Raw genomic sequence first — 21,090 nt, forward strand, 5'->3', positions numbered from 1 at the left:
AAAAACGAGCCGAAGCTCGTTTTTTTTGTTAGATGTGTTTTATGAAAACTTACCAGTGATAGCTTACACCAACTTTACCCACTGGAAGCCATTCGTATTTATCATCTTGTTCAACTTTACGTTCATGATCAGCAAGGATTAATGGATCATCACCAACACCTGTTAAGTTGGCTGTTGGGTTACCTGTATAATATGCACCTACTTCACCAAAAACGCCCCAGTTTTTATTCAGCTTTGGAGCAAAACCTAAACCAACGTACGGTGCAATATCGTTATCGTAAGAAACTGTACCATTTACACGTGTAAAGCTCGTATCTTGACCACCAATTTCAATTGGTGTATCACCTCTACGACGTTTGTCAAGTGTATACTCAGTATCTACATAACCTACACCCGCAGCTACATATAAACCTTGTGCCCATGGATTTGCACTCGCACCCCAAGGACGAATTTCAGCATTTAAGTAAGCGAGTTTATTGTCCATATCCATGTCGTATTTCACGCCATCAACAGACAAATCATCAGACCAAGAAATGTCACCACCGTTATAACCTAATGCAAGGCCAACGTAAGGATTAGCAGTCCAAAGTAATGCACCACCATAGCCAGTCGTACCTACTTCTAAACGAGCACCTGTCGGAATTAATTGATTTTGGTCAAATGCATAGCCATCGTGAACAACTGATGTGTCAGCCATTACTGAACCAGCAGAAGCTGCAAGTACTGCTGCAATAGTCAATAAACCTAATGATTTCATGTGTTTCTCCTCAAAATAAACTGTTTTTCAGATTTCGTTCAATCTTGTTATATGGCACATCTTAAATGAATGGTCGCTCAACTTTTATGCAGAATTACTGACTTTTTGTTAACTTTTGATACAATTTGAATTTAATGTTGATTAATAATAGTTTTTTTATTTCTGCATGCCATAATTTTAAGAGACTTCGAAATTTTGGCTGTATATTTTGTGTATTTTTTCTACAATTCAATTTACATTGATAAGTACATCACCTTTGTTTTTTAGTATTTCGTCTGTGTTTAATTATTAATTCCGATCTTTAGCTGTTTTTTCATCTATTTTTGACACGTTTTAGTGTAAAATCTTGGAAAATTTTTTTCTGGATGGAAGAACATGTCTCAGCTTTCGACAATCATTGAACAAGCGTTTGAAGACCGTGCGAATTTCACAGCAGCGGACTGCTCAGCTGAAATCCGTCAAGCCGTTGAAGAAGTTATTGCCGGCCTTGATAATGGTTCATTACGTGTTGCTGAAAAAATTGATGGTGAATGGGTTGTTCACCAATGGATTAAGAAAGCCGTATTGTTATCATTCAAATTAAATGACAACAAACCAATGGAAGCTTGTGATCTACGCTTCTATGACAAAGTTGATACTAAGTTTTCTGATTGGACTGAAGAACAATTTAAAGCTGCTGGTGTACGTGTAGTTCCACCTGCTGTTGCGCGTAAAGGTTCATTCCAAGCGAAAAACGTTGTATTGATGCCTTCTTATGTAAACATCGGTGCGTATGTTGACGAAGGTACTATGGTTGATACATGGGCAACCGTTGGTTCATGTGCACAAATTGGTAAAAACGTTCACTTATCTGGTGGTGTTGGTATTGGTGGTGTTCTTGAACCACTTCAAGCGAACCCAACAATTATTGAAGATAACTGCTTCATCGGTGCACGTTCTGAAATCGTTGAAGGTGTAATCGTAGAAGAAGGTTCTGTAATTTCTATGGGCGTATTCATTGGTCAATCTACTAAGATTTATGACCGTGAAACTGGCGAGATTCATTACGGTCGTGTACCTGCTGGTTCTGTAGTTGTCTCTGGTAGCCTTCCATCTAAATGCGGTAAATACAGCTTATATGCAGCAGTAATCGTGAAAAAAGTTGACGCGAAAACTCGTGCGAAAACAAGCTTGAACGATTTGTTACGCGAAGACTAAGTCTTAATTTATCCGGAGCATTTATGTTCCTAGGAGCTTTAAACGCTCCTCGTCTCTACGATTAGAAATGATCGTAGAGATTTTTTGTTTTTTTATATCTGGTTAATTTTGCTATGAGTACCCTTCGATCTTCCACTATTCCTGTTTCTGATCCGTCTGCGGGTTTACGTATCACGGAGATTTTCTATTCATTGCAAGGTGAAGCCAATACTGCGGGCTTACCAACAGTCTTTATCCGTTTAACCGGTTGCCCATTACGTTGCACCTATTGCGATACCACCTATTCGTTTGAAGGCGGTGAACGCCAATCATTAGAAGAAATTATTCAAACCACGTTAGATTTTAAAACGCCTTATATTTGCGTGACGGGTGGTGAGCCGCTTGCTCAACCGAACGCATTACCATTAATGACGCGTCTTGCCGATTTAGGCTGCGAAGTCTCATTAGAAACCAGCGGTGCTTTAGATGTCTCTAAAGTTGATCCGCGTGTTTCTAAAGTTATGGATTTAAAAACCCCAACTTCGGGTGAAGTTGCACGAAATTTGCTTAGCAACTTCGATCATCTAACTCAACACGACCAAATCAAATTTGTGATTTGTAACCGTGAAGACTATGAATGGTCAAAACAGCAAGTTGAACAATATAAACTCAACGAAAAAGTGAGCACCATTTGGTTCTCCCCTGCATTCGCAGTAGAAAAAGGTGCGGTTCGTTTACCTCAACTTGCACGTGATTTAGCACAATGGATTTTAGAAGACCATCTCCCTGTTCGCTTTCAATTGCAGTTACATAAATTGCTTTGGAACGATGAAACTGGTCGTTAAGTTTTAAAAAATTTGGAGTAATGCATATGCGCCCTCGTGCCATAGTTTTATTGTCTGGCGGTTTAGACTCAACTACATGTTTAGCTTGGGCTCAAGCACGCTATGAGTGTATCGCATTGAGCTTTATGTATGGTCAACGTTCAACGACTGAACTTGATGCTGCTCGTGTATTAACTCAGCAAGCTGGTGTAGAACATCGTGTCATTAATATTGATTTGGGTAACTTAGGTGGTTCTGCGTTAACAGACCATAGCATTGAAGTACCAGATCATGAACAAACCGGTATTCCTGTAACTTATGTACCAGCACGTAACACCATTTTCCTTTCGTATGCACTTGCTGCTGCCGAGGTTTTTGGTGCAGAAGCGATTGTTATCGGCATTAATGCGGTTGATTACTCAGGCTATCCAGACTGTCGCCCTGAATTTATTGACGCATTTGCCAACATGGCTCGTCTTGCAACAAAGGTCGGTATTGAAGGAAAACCACTTAAATTTGAAACACCTCTGTTACATTTATCCAAAGCAAATATCATTCGCTTAGGCATAGAACATGGCGTAGACTACAGTCAAACGGTGTCTTGCTATCAAGCAGATGACCAAGGTCGTGCTTGCGGTAAATGCGATAGCTGCCGTCTGCGTAAACAAGGTTTTGCGGATGCAGGTGTTGAAGATCCGACACGTTACATACCGAAATAACAAGGTAGGGTTTATGAAAAATTTAAAATCAAACATTATTCTTTCTGCTGCTATCTCTGCAGCTGCATTGTTTGCTTCAGTTGCTCACGCTGACAACGACAAGCTTCAACAAGCATATAAGAGCACTAACGTTAAATCTTCGTTAATTAATGTTTGTAAAGAAGAAACTGGCAAAGGTAAAAAACTAACTGCTGCTGAAGTTAGTAAATACTGTACTTGTGCTGTTGAGGCAGATGGTCGTTTAACCAATGCTCAAAAATGGGAAATCCAAAGCACAATCAACCAGAAGAAAAGCCCTGCAACACTTGCTTTTGTTCAAAAACAAAATAAAGATTTACAAGCATGCTTCGGTCCTCAGTTAACTGGTAAATTAAAAACCTTAACTGAAGAAGCAATGAAATCTGCGCAAGCAAAAAAATAAGTTAGAAAACAAGAAAAGCCTGCAATTGCAGGCTTTTTTTACGGCTTTAACTTCATGACAAATTCTGTATGATGAATGACATCAAAACACGATAATTGCTGCCTTTAGGGCGGAATCAAAGTAAGGAACTTACATGTCTGCTTTAACTCTACCTAATCAAGTTTTTCCAACAACGACTGGTGAAATTAACCTTGCTGAACTTCATACGGAATGGTTAATTGTGTATTTCTATCCAAAAGACTCAACACCAGGTTGCACCACACAAGCTGTTGGATTTTCATGTTTAAAAGATCAGTTTGACACTTTGAACACCACTATATTTGGTGTTTCTCGAGATTCTGTAAAAGCTCATCAGAACTTCACAGAAAAACAAAATTTAAGCATTAATTTAATCAGTGATAAAGAAGAAACCCTTTGTCATCACTTTGACGTAATTAAAGAAAAAAATATGTATGGTAAAAAAGTGATGGGCATTGAACGTTCAACGTTCATTTTCCATAACGGTGAATTGATCAAAGAATATCGCAAAGTCAAAGCGGCTGGCCATGCAGAACAAGTACTTGAAGATTTAAAAAGCATACAAGCTTAAGATCTAAGGTGTCACTTCCTGAAATAGATTTTAAAAAAGGCCCGAATTTATCGGGCTTTTTATTACTTGTTGAAAAGCTAAATACAGCACACTAAATTATTAAAAACTCACACTACACAACAAAGAAATTGCAATTCCCCACATCATTAAGGCAATGATACCATCCAATATTTGCCATGAACGTGGATGTTGAAATATTGGCAATAAATATCGTGACCCATACCCCAAAGCAAAAAAGAACACGAATGATGCACTCATTGCACCAAAAGCAAAGGCCATAGAATGTGTTTGATATTGAGTCGAAACCGAACCAATTAACACGATTGTATCCAGATATACATGTGGATTGAGCCAAGTAAAAGCCAAACAAATCAGTACAATCTGTCCTAGATGCGCTTCAGACTGCCCTGCTGGATTCAAGGCCTGACCACCTTGTCGCATATGTTGAAAATGCTGCCAACCATAAAACATTAAAAATGCTGCGCCTGCATATTTCGCCCATGTAAGTAAATCAGGATAAGATCGAATCAAACCCGAAAAGCCCAGCACACCTAAAGCAATTAATATGGCATCTGACAATGTACAAATCAGGCATATCCACAAAATATGTTGGCATTTTAATCCTTGCTTTAAAACAAAAGCATTTTGTGGCCCAATTGCAACGCATAGGCTTAAACCCAGTGCAAGACCATGAAAATAAGTAGAAAACATGATTATTTACAGACATATTAGATTTTATTTGATTATCTAACTTTAAAAATTAAATTGATTATTTCTAAATTAATATCACTCAAACTAAAATAAACTTAGCTGTGAAAATGTTTTGATTTAATTGTAGCGGAGTGTAAATATGCTTAATAGTAAACAGTGTGAAGCTTTTCTTGCTGTTGCTGAAACAGGTAGTTTTGATTTCGCTGCGGAGCGCCTGTGCTTAACGGCTTCCGCAATCACTTTACGTGTACAGCAGCTCGAAAAACAACTTGGTCATTTACTGATCGTGAGAGAACGGCCTTGTCGCGTCACTTCTTCAGGTGAAGCCTTATTGCATTATTTACAACATAGCCGCTTGCTCGAGCAGCAATTGGTACAACAGCTTACAGGTAAATCTGCTGCTAACGGATTCTATCAAGTCAATATTGCAACCAATGATGATTCACTCGCAACTTGGTTACTCAGCACACTACAGCATGTCCTCATTGAAGAAAAAATTGCATTGCATTTAAAGGTCGATGATCAAAGTCAAACTCATCATCTACTGGAGGCTGGCTTAGTCAATGCATGCATCTCGACTGAACAGTATGCGATGAAAGGCTGCCAAGCTGTGCGAATTGGTTCGATGACTTACAGAATGGTTGCGACACCCAACTTTATTAATAGATGGTTTCAACAAGGCATTCATCGCGAAAGCCTAAGACATGCTCCTGCGGTTATTTATAATGCCAAAGATCATCTCCATACAGATTTAATTCAAAAACAATTTGGTCTCAGTCCACAGTGCTATCCACATCATTTCATCCCATCATCAAATGCATTTGTAGAAACAATTTTGCTTGGTTTAGGCTTTGGTATGCTGCCAGATTATCAAATTGGCAATCGACTGAAATATGGTGAATTAATCGAAATTTTGCCCGAGTTTAAGCATGAACTAGAGCTTTATTGGCATCATTGGAATCAACAATCGCTACAACTACAAAAAATCACCGAAGTCTTGGTTCGAAGTGCACATTTAAAAATGCAGAAAAGTGAGCATACACACCTTACAGCCTAGGTTAGTATTTATTGAGCTGGTTTCCATTGCCCTTTGAGTTGAATTGTGACCTGCTCACCTACACCACCCAATGCTTTACGCATGCCAAAATCGCTACGGTTGATGGTTGTTGTCGCACGTACATCCAGTAATTTTGCATTGTTCGCTGTAGGCGTTAAGGTCGTATCAAATATCACAGGCTTAGTCACACCACGTAATGTGAGGTTGCCATAGATCTGATATTTTGCATAAGCAATAGGTTTGATCGATGTACTTTTAAATGTGACCTGCTTGAATTCGGCTGCATCAAAAAACTCACTGCCTAAAATCAACCCTTTTAGGCTCGGCTTACTCAAACTTAAACTATCGACATCCAAGACCAAAGTTGCCAATCCACGTTGCGGCAATTCAGGATCAAAAACAAGTTGCGATTGAACTTGGTTAAAACGCCCCTCCACTATAGACAAACCTACTGACTTAATGCCAAAACTAATTTGGCTACTTGGCGTCAGTGTCCAGTTTGTCGCATAAAGTTGCGAACACATGGCTAAGCATAAGAATGCTGTAAAATATTTGGTTAATCGCTTTGCCGAGTTTTCCATGCGCTGCCACATCATCTACTCCTATTATAAGTCTTCTTTTTTTAGATCACCTCGTTGCGTAATGAGGGACATAAGCATAGTAACGGCTTTTAAATCAGGTTCGTTTTATCCTGAGTCAAAAATTTGTGTTGAAGTTGTTTATAAATGTCGGTGCGTTGAAAGGTTTGTAAAAACGCGATTGTCCCACCAGGAAATGCATCAGGTAAAATCTCACCACGGTAAAAAGCTTCTCTTAAAGGTGTCGCTGATATCGCACCTGCTAAACTTTCTAATTCGACCATCGGCCATTCAGGGAAGAGATTTAAATAATAAGAAGACTCATCTTTAAAATGTCCAATAAGTCCAACTTTAGCGCCCTCTTCCACGACATCTGCAACAAGAGTTTTGACTAATTTTTGCCATTTCTCACTGTTATAGACATCAATAACATGGACAAACTTAATTCGCTTTTGATCTTGTTCTGAGAAATTCGACAAGATCATTTCTTCACGTTCAGTTGCAAGAAAAGGATTCTTTAAATTTCTTTCATTCTGAGCAGATCCTAATGCCAATAACACATTTTGACTTTGCTCTAACGCAATTTTAATGGTTTCTAAATGTGCAAAATGAAAGGGCTGAAAGCGCCCAATGAAAACCAAATAATCAAATGAATATTTCATAACAAATCAAACTTTTTATGAACTGAGCAGTTGTGCCGCCAAGTGAAATATGCGACATAATGTCGGGCATAAAATCAAAATGAAACTATTAAGCAAGGATAGTACGATGACACTGAGCTGTATTCAACAACCCCATGAACATTTGAATGCGAATTTGGACAATGGCGTACTGACCTTAGCCATCAACCGACCTCAGGCGAAGAACGCGCTGTATACAGAATTATATCTGTGGATTGCAAAAGCATTAGATGAAGCTGATCAGGATACTTCAGTGCGTGTAGTTGTACTCCGTGGTCAAGATGCTGACTTCAGTGCGGGCAATGACATGCAAGATTTTATGAAATCTGCTGCTCAAAAAGGACAAGCTCCAGCTTCTGAAGGCGCACCGTTTATTTTATTAAAATCCGCTGCTCAATTTTCTAAGCCGCTGATTGCTGCGGTTCGCGGTGTTGCCATTGGGATTGGTGTTACGATTCTGCTTCATTGCGATCTAGTCTACAGCGACAATACTGCCCTATTCCAAATTCCGTTTGTGAGCCTTGGTCTATCGCCTGAAGGTGCATCGAGCAAGCTATTGGTTCAACAAGCCGGCTACCATAAAGCGGCGGAATTACTGTTAACTGCTCAGAAGTTTGATAGTGCGACAGCGCTTTCAGCAAATTTGGTCAATAGCATTGAAGAAGATGCTTATGCGACAGCTGCGAAAAAAGCAGCACAGTTATCTGCACTTCCACTAGCATCTTTGGTTCAATCAAAAGCATTAATGAAACATAATGTAGATGAAATCGTGGCATGGATTGACCATGAAGCTGAAATTTTCATGGATCGAGTAGGCTCTCCAGAAATGATGGAAGCTGTTGCAGCCTTTATGCAAAAACGTAAACCTGACTTCTCTCAGTTCAATTAATTTGTAATGGAACTAAAAAACCACTCATATTTGGGTGGTTTTTTTCATCTCAGCCCCAATCTATTTTCTAAATTAAAAAACTGGATGTTTCCACATGACTGCAGCATCACAAACTGACAATAAACCTGAAAAGAAACGCTACTACGAGCCTGCGCCTGAAGGCATCGATATCGAGAATTTTAAAAAAGTTGTACAAAGCCGTCGTTCTGTACGTAAGTTTACCGACAAGGCCATTCCAAACGACATTTTAGATGAATGCTTAGACCTCGCCTTGCTTGCACCCAATTCATCCAATTTACAACCGTGGACATTCTACGTCGTTCAAAACCCTACAAAGAAAAAACAATTAGTGAAAGCTTGCTTAGGGCAACTAGCTGCAAAAACAGCAGCGGAATTGATTGTTTGTGTCGCACGTACTGACCGTGTTGATGAAATGGCAAAACGTAATATTTCTGAATTTCCATTTCCTGAAGCCCCTGCCGCTGTTCTAAAATATTACAAGTTCATTCCCTATAACTATAAAACCGGTTACTTCAACTCACTAGGTAACTTTAAGAAAGTAGCTTTCAAAGTTGCACGCACACTCGATAAACAATTACCTGTGACTGCCTTTAATGAAGCCGATGCGAAATTATGGGCAAGTAAAACCACAGCGTTAGCATGCGAAAACTTAGTTTTAGCTTTACGTGCCTATGGTTTTGATAGCTGTATGATGGAAGGTTTTGATGAGCCAATGGTGAATAAAATACTCGGACTGAATCATCAGCAATATCCTGTGATGGTAATTGGTGCTGGTGAACGAGCAGCAGATGGCGTGTTCTTTCCTCAGTATCGTTTTGATCGTGAGCTGTTTATTCAGAAAATATAATTTGCTTTCAAAAGAATAGTCACAACCACAATTAGCTACGTGACTTTAGTTTATAACGCGTAGGTATTACGTTACTTTGAAGGATCAAAGTAACCAAAATCCCTTGTTAGACAGAAGATTCATCCTTGAATCTCTGTCTAACGGGTGACATCCATGTCACCCTTCGTGTATCTACTTTTTTCTATAACTTAAAAATTTAAAAGCATCATTAAAATTGAATATCCACCATTTGAATAAACTCAAATGCTGGCTCTTCATAAGGATGATTTACTTTTAAAGCCCTTGCGACCTCACTCGCTTTATCTTCAGGCACGATGGTTTCCACTCGCCATTCAGGGATAGACTCTAGCTGCTCCAACTCACCAATAAATGGATTTGCACCTTTTACAGGTTTAAACTGCCCTGTTCCAATTACTTGCCAAGCGCAGTGTTCATAGTTGCCTATACCGCCTGCTCCTGCTTCAAATACGGCCAGTTTAGTCGACTCTAAGTGAGACTCAGGTACATAATAAATCAGTTTTAACATTGGTTATTCCAGACGCTATTGTGCAGTTACATTATTTAAAGCACTGTAAATCATTTTCAATGCAACATTATTCGATGCATTCGGATAGGTTGCATATAAACCTAGTTTCGGTAATTCCACATCTGTTTGAATGACTTTGACCGAATCATTTAAAAATTTGAGTAAATATTCGGGCACAAAACTCAGGCCCATGCCCATATTAATCAAATTTAAATGCTGCATGACATTTGTTACCCACAGCATATAATCATGTTGATGCTGATCAAAAGGAATCAAGGCATTTAAGGTATCGTAAAAAACAGGAGAAGCATTTTGTTCACACATAATAATGGTGTGATTTTTTAACTCTTGAAGTTTTAAGATGCGATCTGATGGATGCAGATGCGCTGCACCGACTAGATAGATCTGCTCACTTAAAACCTGAATATTGGTAAAGTCGTCATGACTTAAGTGATAACGAGTAAAGCTAATATCCAATTCGGTATTTTTGAGTTTTTGGATTTGGTCTGTACACGTCAAGCTATGTAAATGAATTTTCAAATCAGGGATATGTTGTTTTAATTGCGCCAAAATACTCGGCATAATTTTCAATTCTGCGACATTTAAAAAGCCAATATGTATTTGATTATTTTTAGCTTGCGCCACGTGGCGAGCTGCTGCTACAGCTTGTTTGGCATTTTCTAGTGCTTGCTCTGCATATTTCAGAAAAGCCTGCCCTTCGTCGGTCAGTAAGACTTTACGAGCAGAACGTTCAAATAATTGCACCCCAACCTCCTGCTCTAAATCTTTAATTTGCTGACTGAGTGATGGTTGTGCTGTAAATAGTTTTTCCGCTGCCTTAGTGAAACTCTGTTCTTTCGCCACCGTCACAAAATAACGTAAATGTCGTAATTCCATTCACTTCACTCCACACACTCACTACATCACCTGTGTCATGCAGTCAAAATACCAATAGATCTATAGTTTATATGAATATCCATTCTACTCGGAAAATCATTTGCCTAGACTGCGGACTATTCCAAGTTTGCGCTTCACATACACATGGAGTTTTGTATGACACAGCAATTCGATACCGATGTTCTGATTATTGGCACAGGGCCTGCAGGTTCTACTTTAGGTTTGGCCTTGGCAAATTATGGCGTAAAAGTTCAACTTTGTACTCAATTTAATTGGTTAGCCAACAGTCCACGTGCGCATATTACCAATCAGCGTGCTATGGAAGTGTTACGTGATTTAGGTATTGAAAAACAAGTCCTAGAAATTGCTACTCCATGGGAGCAGATGGGTGAAAGTCTCGTAACTACCAGTTTAGTTGGTGAAGAAATTGCACGCCTCAGTGCTTGGGGTACAGGTGATGAACGTCACGGTGATTACATCAAAGGTAGCCCTTGCCCTTTAGTAGATTTAATTCAGCCCAAAATGGAAGCATTATTAGTTAAAAATGCTGCTGAACGTGGCGCAATATATAATTTCAATACTGAATATTCATCCCATGTGCAAGATGAGCATGGTGTAACAGCAACCTTTTTAAATCGTATTACAAATACTGAATTCAGCTTACGTGCCAAATATTTGGTCGGTATGGATGGGGCAAAATCCAAAGTCCTTGAACAGCTTGATTTACCCCTTGAAGGGGTGATGTCTCGCGCAGGTACAGTCTATGTCACGTTTAAAGCTGATCTTTCCAAATATGTGCAACACCGCCCTGCCATTTTGCAATGGATTGTCAATCCTGAAGCCAGCTTTGGTGATCTGGGCATGGGCTTACTCCGTGCCATTACACCGTGGAATGAATGGATCATGGGTTGGGGCTTTGATATTTCCAAAGGTGAACCACAAGTCACCGAAGAACAAGTTCGTGCTCGACTCAATACCTTTGTCGGTGCTGAAGTTGAAGATGTTGAAATTCAAAAATTATCCTATTGGTATGTAAACCAAACATGGGCAACTGAATATTCAAAAGGGCGTGTATTCTGCGGTGGTGATGCGGTACATCGTCATCCACCATCAAGTGGTTTAGGCTCAAATACCTGTATGCAAGATGCTTTTAACCTCGGTTGGAAACTTGCATACGCAGTTAAAGGTTGGTCACTACCATCGCTACTTGATTCATATACGCTTGAACGTGCACCTGTTGGCAAGCAAATTGTCGCGCGTGCCAATCAATCACGCTTTGACTATAAATACATGAAAGATGTTTTCGGCTTTGAACAAGGTGTGACGACGCAAAAACAAATGTTGGAACGAATCTTCGCTGAAAATGAGCAAGGTGCTGAAATTCGTCAAAAACTGTTCCATGCTTTAGAAATTAAAAACTTTGAGTTTAACGCGCAAGGTGTAGAGCTAAATCAGCGTTATACGTCCAATGCAGTGATGGGTGAATCTGAACCTGAAGTATTTGAAAAAGATCAACAACTGTACTTACAAGCGACCACACGTCCAGGTGCTAAAGTACCGCATACATGGTTGATTAATACCAAAGGCCAAAAAATTTCAACTTTAGACATCACAGGCAAAGGTCGTTTTACCTTAATTACGGGCTTGTCTGGCAAAGGCTGGAAGCAAGCTGCCGAAGCTTTGGATTTGCCTTATTTGGATGTGATTCAAGTTGGTTCACGTGAGTATCGTGATGTATATGGTACTTGGAATGCTAAATCTGAAATTCATGAATCAGGTGCAGTTTTGGTTCGTCCAGATGGTTATGTGGCATGGCGATATCAAGACAGTACAAATGCTGCTTTTGATTATGAAAATACGTTAAAGGCTGTGTTAAAACAGATTCAATTGGCTGTTTAATCAATAAAACCACCTTCGGGTGGTTTTATTAATTCAATATTTTAGGATTTTTCTTTCCTACAATGTTGTTGTTTTTCTACACCTTTTTCAGCTTTATCTAACAACAATACTAAATTTTGTGTTCGATGATTTGAACCTTTTGGTACAAAACTATTTTGACTATATCCATTTTTATAAACACAAATCGACCAACTATATTTTGCTGGGAATATATGAATAAATTGCAAACTTTTCTTTGCAGAAAATGTAGCAATTCCGTCCTGTGTTTTTTTAAATGTAGATTCAGTAAAAGACTTGCCTTGCCATGTTGTAAGATTTAAAAATACTTCTGCATCGTCCAACTTTTCATTTTGCTCATTGATAACAGTTATATTAATTTTCGGATGCTTCGTTTTTAAAATAGGAAAGCACCCACTTAGCAATGTTGACGGAAACATAAAGCCTAAAAGTAAAAATATTTTTATATCTTTTAATAATACAAATTGTTTAAAGCTCATTATTAATTTTTGCAGTTTTTTAATTATGCATTAGTTTACATAAAAAACCGCCCCACGGCGGTTTTAAATATTACATCTGCAACGCATAACCCAAAACTAAAAACACTAGCTGTAAACACACAATTACACCAAAAATCTTCCAGCCCTTTTTACGCAACGCTGACTTATCAACTGCCGAATATTCCACTATTTTAATCATGTCATCACCTCATCATGAGTGTTGATACTAAACTTATTTAGTTATCCATCTTTCTTTTATCTTGCTGTCTTTAATCTTGCATAGTTATTGTGCATAAAATACACACTAGCATGTTTCCACAAATATAAAAGCAAAATCTAAACCAAGTTCAGTATGGGAGACTGCAAAAATTGCAGACACAAAAAACCACCAAATAGGTGGCATAATAATGAGGCATCTTAACCAATGTTTTTAAATTTTTCCATAAGGTAAATTTTAGCAATTGTTTTCAATCGTTATTTATCACAATAATTGTCTCTTGGCATGATCATAGACGTACCATCTAAGGCTTTAGAAAAAGCCAACTTTTCACGAAAGCGATGTTTGGTATTGCTAGTGACAGCCCCAATGCTTTTCACAACATTCGATGAGACTTGATTCTCGTGCGGAAATACATCGTAGATACAAGAAATCGCACGTGCGACTTCAAAATTTAATCTTCGTACACGAATCATGTCAGTTTTATCCACCAACAATACAGCTTGTGACTGAAAGGCATATTGTTGAACTGCCTTACGTTGTTCAGGCTGATGAAAAGTCCGCATAATATACTCATCTACATCATCACGAATGCCATTTTGATTCAGGTCTGGACCTTTTAAGTCTAGATCACGATTGAGTTTCGGTAACTGCCCTATTTCTTTGGCAGTATCAATCCGATTCAAATTTTCTCGCCACATATACCACTCGCAGCCTGCCAATAAGCCAACAAGAGATAATGTCATCATCTTTATCATTATTTTCTGCATAAGGTAGAGTGTAATAAATGTTATCAGCCATATCTTAATATAAAGTGAAACAGCTCTGCTAAAACGTGAATATTAAAACAAGATAAATTAAAGACATAAAAAAGCCACCCGCAGGTGGCTTTTTAAATCTATGGTCAATTAACCAATAAATTTACGTGCATTACGGAACATACGTAACCAAGCACCGTCTTGATCCCAATCTTCAGGCTTCCAAGAATGCTGAATCGCTCGGAAGTTACGTTCAGGGTGTGGCATCATAATTGTTGCACGGCCATCTTTCGAAGTCACACCAGAAATCGCTTCTGGTGAACCGTTCGGGTTCAATGGGTAGTGCTGTGTTGGATTGCCTTGGCTGTCTACATAACGCAAGATCACTTGATCACCTGCATTCAATGCAGCAATGTTCTCTGCACTAGCAACCACACGGCCTTCACCATGTGCAACAGCGATTGGAAGAATCGAACCTTCCATACCTTCAAGCAATACAGAATTTGATTTTTCTACACGTACGTTTACAGCACGCGCTTCAAACATTTCAGAAGTATTGCGGTGGAAGCGAGGCCAAGCTTCTGCACCCGGAATAAGTGGAGCAAGCTGAGACAGCATTTGACAACCGTTACATATACCTAGAGAGAATGTTTCGTCACGGTTGAAGAATTTCTCAAATTGGTCACGAAGTTTCGGGTTAAACAATACAGATTTCGCCCAGCCGCCGCCTGCGCCCAATACGTCACCGTAAGAGAAACCGCCACACGCTACTAAACCTTCAAAGTCATCAAGACTGATACGACCAGCAAGCAAGTCGCTCATGTGTACGTCTACAGTGTTGAAGCCGACTTTGTCGAATGCAGCAGCCATCTCTACATGACCATTGACACCTTGTTCACGCAGAATCACCATGTTTGGACGGCGTTCATTGATGTACGGTGCTTCGATAGGCTCGTTCAAATCAAATGTTGGTTTTGCAATTAAACCTGCATGTGATTTGTCAGCGATTAACGCATATTCTTGATCCGCAGTTTCTACGTTATCACGCAGACGTTGGATTTGATGTGACACTTCAGTCCATGCTTGCTGTAATTCAGCACGGTCTAAGCTCAAACCATTTACAGTTAAAGTATCTGTATCGTTTACAGTACCTACTACTGCAATTGCATCTTTAATTGATGATGCAGCGACTTCAGCTTCTAATGCAGCCCAATCCGCTTTGCTGATTTGAAGAACTGCACCAATTTCTTCTGCAAACAAGCTTGCAGTAGATTGATCTTCAAGTGCTACACCTAGGCGTGAAGCGAACATCATTTCTGCAACAGTTGCCAATAGACCGCCATCACCGATGTCATGGTAAGCCTTGATTAGACCACGGTTGTTCCAATCTTGAACCAACGCAAAGAATGCTTTGAAGTCATCGAAGCTATCTACGTCAGGCGTAACCGAACCAATTGCTTTATAAACCTGAGCAAGGATCGAACCGCCTAGACGGAACTGACCTTTAGAAAGATCGATACGTACAAGTACAGACTCGATATTTTTAAGTTCAGGTGTCAATGTTTTGCGAACATCCGTCACAGGTGCAAATGCTGTGATCACGCCTGACATTGGTGAAGTGACAGATTTGTCTTCGCCTTCGTCATTCCAAGTGGTACGCATAGACAATGAGTCTTTACCTACTGGAATTGCGATACCTAGTGCAGGACACATTTCCATACCGATGGCTTTTACGCCTTCGAATAATGCTTGGTCTTCGCCTTTTTGACCTGCAGCCGCCATCCAGTTTGCAGACAATTTAATGTCACTGATCTGGTCGATTTTTGCAGACATGATGTTTGAAATAGATTCAGCAACCGATAAACGCGCTGACGCAGCAGGATTTAACAATGCAACGGGTGGACGTTCACCCATTGCCATTGCTTCACCTGTATAACCTACAAGGCTTGTTGTTGTCACTGCAGCATCTGCTACAGGTACTTGCCAACGACCTACAAACTGATCACGTGCAACCATACCTGTAATAGAACGGTCACCAATAGTAATTAAGAACGATTTAGATGCAACTGTTGGATTCTTAATAACACGGTAAATCGCATCTTTAAGATCTGTTACTTTAGCAGCATCAAAATCATCGCCTTTACGTTCAATTGTTTCATATGAACGGCTCATGCGTGGTGTACCGCCAAGCATCACTTGCATTGGCATATCCACAGCTTTGTTTTCAAACAATGGATCTTCAACGGTTAAATGGCGCGCTTCAGTCGCTTCACCCAATACCGCAAACGGACAACGCTCACGTGCACAAAGCGATTCGAACAATTCTAAAGAACTTGGACGAATGGCCAGTACATAACGTTCTTGCGCTTCGTTCGACCAAATCTCCATTGGAGACATGCCTTTTTCCAATGATGGAATTTTACGTAGATCGAGTACCGCACCCAATTCGTGGTCATTTACCAGTTCAGGCATTGCATTTGAGATACCGCCCGCACCAACATCATGTACAGATACGATTGGGTTATGGTCTTCCATGCGCCAGCAAGCATCAATCACTTCTTGGCAACGGCGTTCCATTTCTGGGTTTTCACGCTGTACAGATGCGAAGTCTAGGTTTTCACCCAGCTTACCGCTGTCTACAGAAGACGCTGCACCGCCACCTAAGCCGATCAACATTGCAGGACCGCCAAGTACGATTAAAAGATCGCCCGGTTGGATTGCATCTTTTTCTACATGGTCAGGACGGATGTTACCGTAACCGCCGGCAATCATAATTGGCTTATGGAAGCCTTTTACGTCGCCATTTACATTTTGTTCAAATGTACGGAAGTAACCATTTAAGGCAGGACGACCGAATTCGTTGTTAAACGCAGCACCACCCAATGGGCCTTCAATCATAATTTGAAGCGGAGATGCCATACGAGACGGCTTGCCGTAGTTTTCTTCCCAAGGCTGTTCAAAGCCCGGAATGTTCAAGTTAGATACCGTGAAGCCAGTTAAGCCTGCTTTTGGCTTACCACCACGACCTGTTGCGCCTTCGTCACGGATTTCACCGCCCGAACCTGTTGCTGCACCAGCAAATGGTGCAATCGCTGTCGGATGGTTATGGGTTTCCACTTTCATAAGAATGTGAGCAGCTTGGCTCTTATACTTATAAACATGGTGACCTGTTTCAGCATCTTGCTTTGGATAGAAGCGTTGTGTGTCAAAACCCACAATTACAGAAGCGTTATCTTTATATGCCGACAATACATCTGTAGGTGATTCTTTATAGGTGTTTTTAATCATTTGGAACAATGACAATGGTTGAACTTCACCATCAATTGTCCATTCAGAACCGAAAATTTTGTGACGGCAATGCTCTGAGTTCGCTTGGGCAAACATCATCAATTCGATGTCATGCGGGTTGCGACCCATTTTTGTGAATGCATCGGTTAAATAATCGATTTCTTCATCAGAAAGCGCAAAACCAAATTCAGAGTTAGCTTTCACCAACGCTTCTTTACCTTGACCCAAAATATCAATTGAGTTTAAAGGCTTTGGTTCAGTTTCAGAGAAAAGTGCCGCAGCATCTTCAATAGCATTGAAAACGCTTTCTGTCATGCGATCATGTAATGCTAGTTTTACTTCATCAGAAACAGCATTTACACCCTTCAAAGTAAACAAAACACCGCGTTCAAGGCGATGAACCGGTGTATTACAGTTGGCAAAAATGTCTGTTGCCTTAGACGACCACGGAGAGATGGTTCCAACACGTGGCGTCACTAATATTTGGACTTCGTCACTTGCTGCTTGGTGCAATTCAAAAGATTGACCATCGTTGAGAAGCTGTAAAGCGGATTGCTGTTGTTGCTCGTTGAGCGCTTGGTCAAAAAGGTAAACCCATTGACTTTCAATTGATTGAACAGAACTAATTGACGTTAAACGTGATAATAGTTGAGTTTTCTTAAATGAAGAATGTGCAGGTGCACCGGCAACGATAAACATGCTGATTTTGGCTCCACGGGATGATCGAAAAGACCATGCCACAATGTGACTTGAGAGAGCGCATATTCTACTGTGTATTAGTTAAATCAGCTAGATGTGAAAGTGAAATTGTAGTGCTTATATCGGGAAGTTTAGGCAATAATGCTTTTATTTTTAAATAATAAAATTGAATTTAGTCGCACAGATTAACACAAAATTATCTGATTTTTTCATTTCACCCTAAGAATAATATTCAAACTAGAAAAATGTTTTATTTTTCAACAACAACTCACTTTTTAATCAAGCTTTAAAACCATATTTGAAAATGAATTTCAGGTCTAAATGTGTGAGATTTAAACCTGAAATTCATAAAAGACTAAAATCATTTCACATTTGAAATTGAAACATTTTATTTATTCAAATCTGACAATAGATGTTGAATTACATTGAGGGCTAAGTTCAGTGAGTTTACATCTACACCATCAATCGTATCGCAAGCCTTGTGATAGCACGGTGCAAATTCGAGTTCATCACCTTTCATTTGCTCATTAAATAAAATTAGTGAAGTAACGGGAACTTTCCCTAAAAATGGCAAAGTATCGCTTGCTGTTAAAGTCGTTACATCATCTTTAATCTGAATATTATTGGTTTTAAAATATTGACGCATTCTTTCTTCTAATGCAGCATCCTGCGGGTGCTTAGGTAATTGGCTCATGCTGTCTAAGATTGGCTGATAATCACTTTGTGCAAGTCCATTGGCTTTAAACTGTGCCGCCATTTCTGCAATTGATGAATGGTCACCATCGGCAATCATGATATTCGGATTCTTTGTTCCCACCATATCAACATTGATATAGGCTTGAATGCCTTGAAGCTGTTTCTCACTGAGTGATTTCACAAAAGCTTGTGAACCTGCAATACCAACCTCTTCCGAATCCCAAAAGGCAAGATATAGTGTGTGTTTAGGTTTTACCTTTTGCTTCGCATAGTCTTGTAATAATGCTAACAATACTGCAACGCCTGAAGCATTATCATTAATCCCAGGCCCCATTTTCACCGAATCATAGTGCGCGCCGACAATCACAGCGGTATCTTTGGATTGCCCTTCAATCTCAATCACAATATTTTGCCCAACGGTCTTTTCTCGATTTTCAAATGGCAACATTTGCGCGTGCAAGCCTGCTTTCTTGGCTTGTTCAAGAATATATTGTGCGGAAGCCAATCCACCTGCTGTACCTACTGCACGATTGCCACCATTTTGTTCAGCAATTTCTTCAAATGTTTGTAAATGATGCATCATGCTATTTTCTGATGCAGCAGCATTTTGGTTTGGCTGCACTTTCGTTATATTTTTTTCTGTATTGAAACTTGTACAACCTGACAAAAAAAAAATGTCACGCCCAAACTTAGTGCAGTCAACGTAGGAAGAAATTGTTTTCTATACATTTAAATTATTCTCATTAAAAATTAAAAAATGGCATAAAAGGTAAAATTTGCCCATCTATACTAACAGCCCATTTTTAAATTTCTGTTTTGTTTTGCATTTCATTAAGGTAAATCACTCATACATCTTTTAAGACAAGTTGTGTCGCCCCAGACTAGTGCTTTTCTGCTAAGTTTGGCATTATTCAATTCAAGTAATAATTGAATAATGATAAATGACTCAAATGCGTTGGCTTGAACTTCTTTCTACAGTTCGTATTGGTAGCAATAAACACAGTTCTGAACAGGCACGTAGCCCTTTTCATAAAGACTATGACCGCATTATATTTTCGCAGAGTTTTCGACAGCTTAATCGCAAGACCCAAGTTCATCCTTTAACTCAACACGATGGTATTCACACCCGACTTACGCATTCACTTGAAGTGTCTTGTATCGGGCGTTCACTCGGCATGTTGGCTGCGGAAAAAATTAAAGATGAATTGCCAATGTGGATTTCGCCTGCCGATGTTGGCGCGATTATTCAAGCCGCTTGTTTAGCACATGATATTGGCAACCCGCCTTTTGGGCATGCTGGTGAATATGCCATTCGCGAATGGTTTGATGATGCATCACATACAGACTTTTTAAAAGATTTAAGCCCAGAAGAAGAAGCCGATGTTCGTCAGTTTGAAGGTAATGCACAAGGCTTACGTTTACTGACTAAAATTGACTATCACCCGAATGATGGTGGTATGCGCCTAACTTACGCAACCTTAGGGGCTTACTTAAAGTACCCATGGCTATCCAAAACCATTGCATCACAAGGAAATACGCCTGCCAGTCAGCGTGCCAAGTTTGGCTGTTACCAAGCCGAAAAAGACATCTTGCAGCAAATTGCAGAACAACTCGGCTTAATTCAACTCGGTGAATATCATTATTGCCGTCATCCTCTGACTTATTTATTAGAAGCAGCGGATGATATGTGCTATGCCCTGATTGATTTGGAAGATGGCATTATTCTCAATATGTTGAGTTATAACGAAGTTGAGCCAATTTTCCTTGACCTGATTGGTGATTATGGTATTCCTGCCGAACTTGCAATGACGGATACCACATGGCAGCAGAAAATTGCCGCTTTGCGTGGCCGTGTGATGAAGCGTTTGGTTGAAGAAGTAACGACAGCTTTTGCACGTCATCATAATGAAATTTTGTCTGGCCAACTTAAAGGCAGTTTATTGCAATATTGCAGTGAAGATATTGAAATCGGGATTAACCGTGCAAAAGAACTGGCTCGTGATAAAATCTTTGAACATCCGCATAAGGCAGGTTTGGAAATTATTGCACACCAAAGTTTGCAAAATATTTTGGATGCCTTTATTCCACTGACCACACCCAATAAAACTTTGAGCTTTAAAGAGCAACGATTGATGTCTATTTTGCATCGTTCAGGAGCACATTTTGGTATGTCGCATTATGACAATATTATGCAAGTACTCGATATCATCTCTAAGTTTTCAGATCATCAAGCCTATAATTTAGCGCAAGAGTTACAAGGGAATAAAGTTGGTTTCTTTTAAAGCTGAAAAAATGTGAAGGCTAGTAATTCGCTGGCCTTCACGCTAATCTCACAACAAATTGA

21 protein-coding genes are annotated in these 21,090 nt (G+C 39.7%); 10 read left to right on the forward strand and 11 right to left on the reverse strand.

What is annotated here, in order from left to right; genetic code table 11:
- Positions 1-49 precede the first annotated feature (49 nt).
- Positions 50-757 carry an ornithine uptake porin CarO gene (gene carO / locus FTV09_RS04275; protein ID WP_180056940.1) on the reverse strand — a complete coding sequence of 236 codons (708 nt, stop codon included), beginning with the start codon at positions 755-757 and terminating at the stop codon, positions 50-52.
- Between the two features lie 375 nt (positions 758-1,132).
- On the opposite strand from carO, the gene dapD reads away from it, so the two are divergent.
- The 5 genes from dapD to FTV09_RS04300 all read left to right on the forward strand — a co-directional run bounded on the left by dapD (position 1,133) and on the right by FTV09_RS04300 (position 4,486).
- Positions 1,133-1,954, forward strand: coding sequence for a 2,3,4,5-tetrahydropyridine-2,6-dicarboxylate N-succinyltransferase (gene dapD, locus FTV09_RS04280; RefSeq protein WP_067765188.1), 822 nt, complete (start codon positions 1,133-1,135; stop codon positions 1,952-1,954).
- 113 nt (positions 1,955-2,067) lie between these two features.
- Positions 2,068-2,778 (forward strand): 7-carboxy-7-deazaguanine synthase QueE, encoded by a 711-nt coding sequence (queE, locus tag FTV09_RS04285; protein ID WP_067765191.1) that lies wholly within the window; start codon positions 2,068-2,070, stop codon positions 2,776-2,778.
- Between the two features lie 26 nt (positions 2,779-2,804).
- Positions 2,805-3,476 (forward strand): 7-cyano-7-deazaguanine synthase QueC, encoded by a 672-nt coding sequence (gene queC / locus FTV09_RS04290; RefSeq protein WP_180056942.1) that lies wholly within the window; start codon positions 2,805-2,807, stop codon positions 3,474-3,476.
- 13 nt (positions 3,477-3,489) lie between these two features.
- The gene (locus FTV09_RS04295; RefSeq protein ID WP_074383343.1) at positions 3,490-3,897 is read left to right on the forward strand and encodes a hypothetical protein; all 408 of its coding nucleotides are present in this window, start codon (positions 3,490-3,492) and stop codon (positions 3,895-3,897) included.
- A 133-nt stretch (positions 3,898-4,030) separates the two neighbouring features.
- The gene (locus tag FTV09_RS04300) at positions 4,031-4,486 is read left to right on the forward strand and encodes a peroxiredoxin (protein WP_180056944.1); all 456 of its coding nucleotides are present in this window, start codon (positions 4,031-4,033) and stop codon (positions 4,484-4,486) included.
- A gap of 99 nt (positions 4,487-4,585) precedes the next feature.
- On the opposite strand, the gene FTV09_RS04305 is transcribed toward FTV09_RS04300, so the two are convergent.
- Positions 4,586-5,197, reverse strand: coding sequence for a LysE/ArgO family amino acid transporter (locus FTV09_RS04305; RefSeq protein WP_180056946.1), 612 nt, complete (start codon positions 5,195-5,197; stop codon positions 4,586-4,588).
- A gap of 139 nt (positions 5,198-5,336) precedes the next feature.
- Between FTV09_RS04305 and FTV09_RS04310 the strand changes: the two genes are divergently transcribed.
- On the forward strand, positions 5,337-6,254 hold the full coding sequence (locus FTV09_RS04310; protein WP_180056948.1) for a LysR family transcriptional regulator ArgP: 918 nt from the start codon (positions 5,337-5,339) through the stop codon (positions 6,252-6,254).
- 8 nt (positions 6,255-6,262) lie between these two features.
- Here FTV09_RS04310 and FTV09_RS04315 read toward each other — a convergent pair whose 3' ends face one another.
- The gene (locus FTV09_RS04315) at positions 6,263-6,835 is read right to left on the reverse strand and encodes a YceI family protein (RefSeq protein ID WP_067765749.1); all 573 of its coding nucleotides are present in this window, start codon (positions 6,833-6,835) and stop codon (positions 6,263-6,265) included.
- Between the two features lie 89 nt (positions 6,836-6,924).
- Positions 6,925-7,494 carry a nicotinate-nicotinamide nucleotide adenylyltransferase gene (locus FTV09_RS04320; RefSeq protein WP_067765211.1) on the reverse strand — a complete coding sequence of 190 codons (570 nt, stop codon included), beginning with the start codon at positions 7,492-7,494 and terminating at the stop codon, positions 6,925-6,927.
- A 106-nt stretch (positions 7,495-7,600) separates the two neighbouring features.
- Between FTV09_RS04320 and FTV09_RS04325 the strand changes: the two genes are divergently transcribed.
- Together FTV09_RS04325 and FTV09_RS04330 are read left to right on the forward strand one after the other, a co-directional pair.
- On the forward strand, positions 7,601-8,401 hold the full coding sequence (locus FTV09_RS04325) for an enoyl-CoA hydratase-related protein (RefSeq protein ID WP_078192396.1): 801 nt from the start codon (positions 7,601-7,603) through the stop codon (positions 8,399-8,401).
- A gap of 94 nt (positions 8,402-8,495) precedes the next feature.
- Positions 8,496-9,269, forward strand: a complete 774-nt coding sequence (locus FTV09_RS04330; RefSeq protein WP_180056950.1) for a nitroreductase family protein — start codon at positions 8,496-8,498, stop codon at positions 9,267-9,269.
- Between the two features lie 208 nt (positions 9,270-9,477).
- On the opposite strand, the gene FTV09_RS04335 is transcribed toward FTV09_RS04330, so the two are convergent.
- Positions 9,478-9,795: an NGG1p interacting factor NIF3 gene (locus FTV09_RS04335; RefSeq protein ID WP_180056952.1), complete on the reverse strand. Its 318-nt coding sequence runs from the start codon at positions 9,793-9,795 to the stop codon at positions 9,478-9,480.
- Positions 9,796-9,810: 15 nt separating this feature from the next.
- Complete coding sequence (locus FTV09_RS04340) at positions 9,811-10,692, reverse strand: LysR family transcriptional regulator (RefSeq protein WP_180056954.1); 882 nt, start codon at positions 10,690-10,692, stop codon at positions 9,811-9,813.
- A 156-nt stretch (positions 10,693-10,848) separates the two neighbouring features.
- Between FTV09_RS04340 and FTV09_RS04345 the strand changes: the two genes are divergently transcribed.
- Positions 10,849-12,591 carry an FAD-dependent monooxygenase gene (locus tag FTV09_RS04345; RefSeq protein ID WP_180056956.1) on the forward strand — a complete coding sequence of 581 codons (1,743 nt, stop codon included), beginning with the start codon at positions 10,849-10,851 and terminating at the stop codon, positions 12,589-12,591.
- Positions 12,592-12,632: 41 nt separating this feature from the next.
- Here the strand turns inward: FTV09_RS04345 and FTV09_RS04350 are convergent, their stop codons facing one another.
- The 5 genes from FTV09_RS04350 to FTV09_RS04365 all read right to left on the reverse strand — a co-directional run bounded on the left by FTV09_RS04350 (position 12,633) and on the right by FTV09_RS04365 (position 19,329).
- Entirely contained in the window at positions 12,633-13,088 is a 456-nt protein-coding gene (locus FTV09_RS04350; protein ID WP_067765226.1) for a hypothetical protein, read from the reverse strand.
- A gap of 70 nt (positions 13,089-13,158) precedes the next feature.
- Positions 13,159-13,287, reverse strand: coding sequence for a KGW motif small protein (locus tag FTV09_RS18030; protein WP_252513551.1), 129 nt, complete (start codon positions 13,285-13,287; stop codon positions 13,159-13,161).
- A 275-nt stretch (positions 13,288-13,562) separates the two neighbouring features.
- Positions 13,563-14,051, reverse strand: coding sequence for a hypothetical protein (locus FTV09_RS18035; RefSeq protein ID WP_257222803.1), 489 nt, complete (start codon positions 14,049-14,051; stop codon positions 13,563-13,565).
- 162 nt (positions 14,052-14,213) lie between these two features.
- A complete protein-coding gene (gene purL, locus FTV09_RS04360; protein ID WP_180056958.1) occupies positions 14,214-18,050 on the reverse strand; it encodes a phosphoribosylformylglycinamidine synthase in 3,837 nt (1,278 codons plus the stop codon).
- Between the two features lie 388 nt (positions 18,051-18,438).
- Positions 18,439-19,329 (reverse strand): M20/M25/M40 family metallo-hydrolase, encoded by an 891-nt coding sequence (locus FTV09_RS04365; RefSeq protein ID WP_081410319.1) that lies wholly within the window; start codon positions 19,327-19,329, stop codon positions 18,439-18,441.
- A 358-nt stretch (positions 19,330-19,687) separates the two neighbouring features.
- On the opposite strand from FTV09_RS04365, the gene FTV09_RS04370 reads away from it, so the two are divergent.
- Positions 19,688-21,028, forward strand: a complete 1,341-nt coding sequence (locus tag FTV09_RS04370) for a deoxyguanosinetriphosphate triphosphohydrolase (protein ID WP_067765238.1) — start codon at positions 19,688-19,690, stop codon at positions 21,026-21,028.
- Positions 21,029-21,090 lie beyond the last annotated feature (62 nt).

The sequence above is a fragment of the Acinetobacter sp. YH12227 genome (assembly GCF_013417785.1).
Classification (GTDB): domain Bacteria; phylum Pseudomonadota; class Gammaproteobacteria; order Pseudomonadales; family Moraxellaceae; genus Acinetobacter; species Acinetobacter gandensis.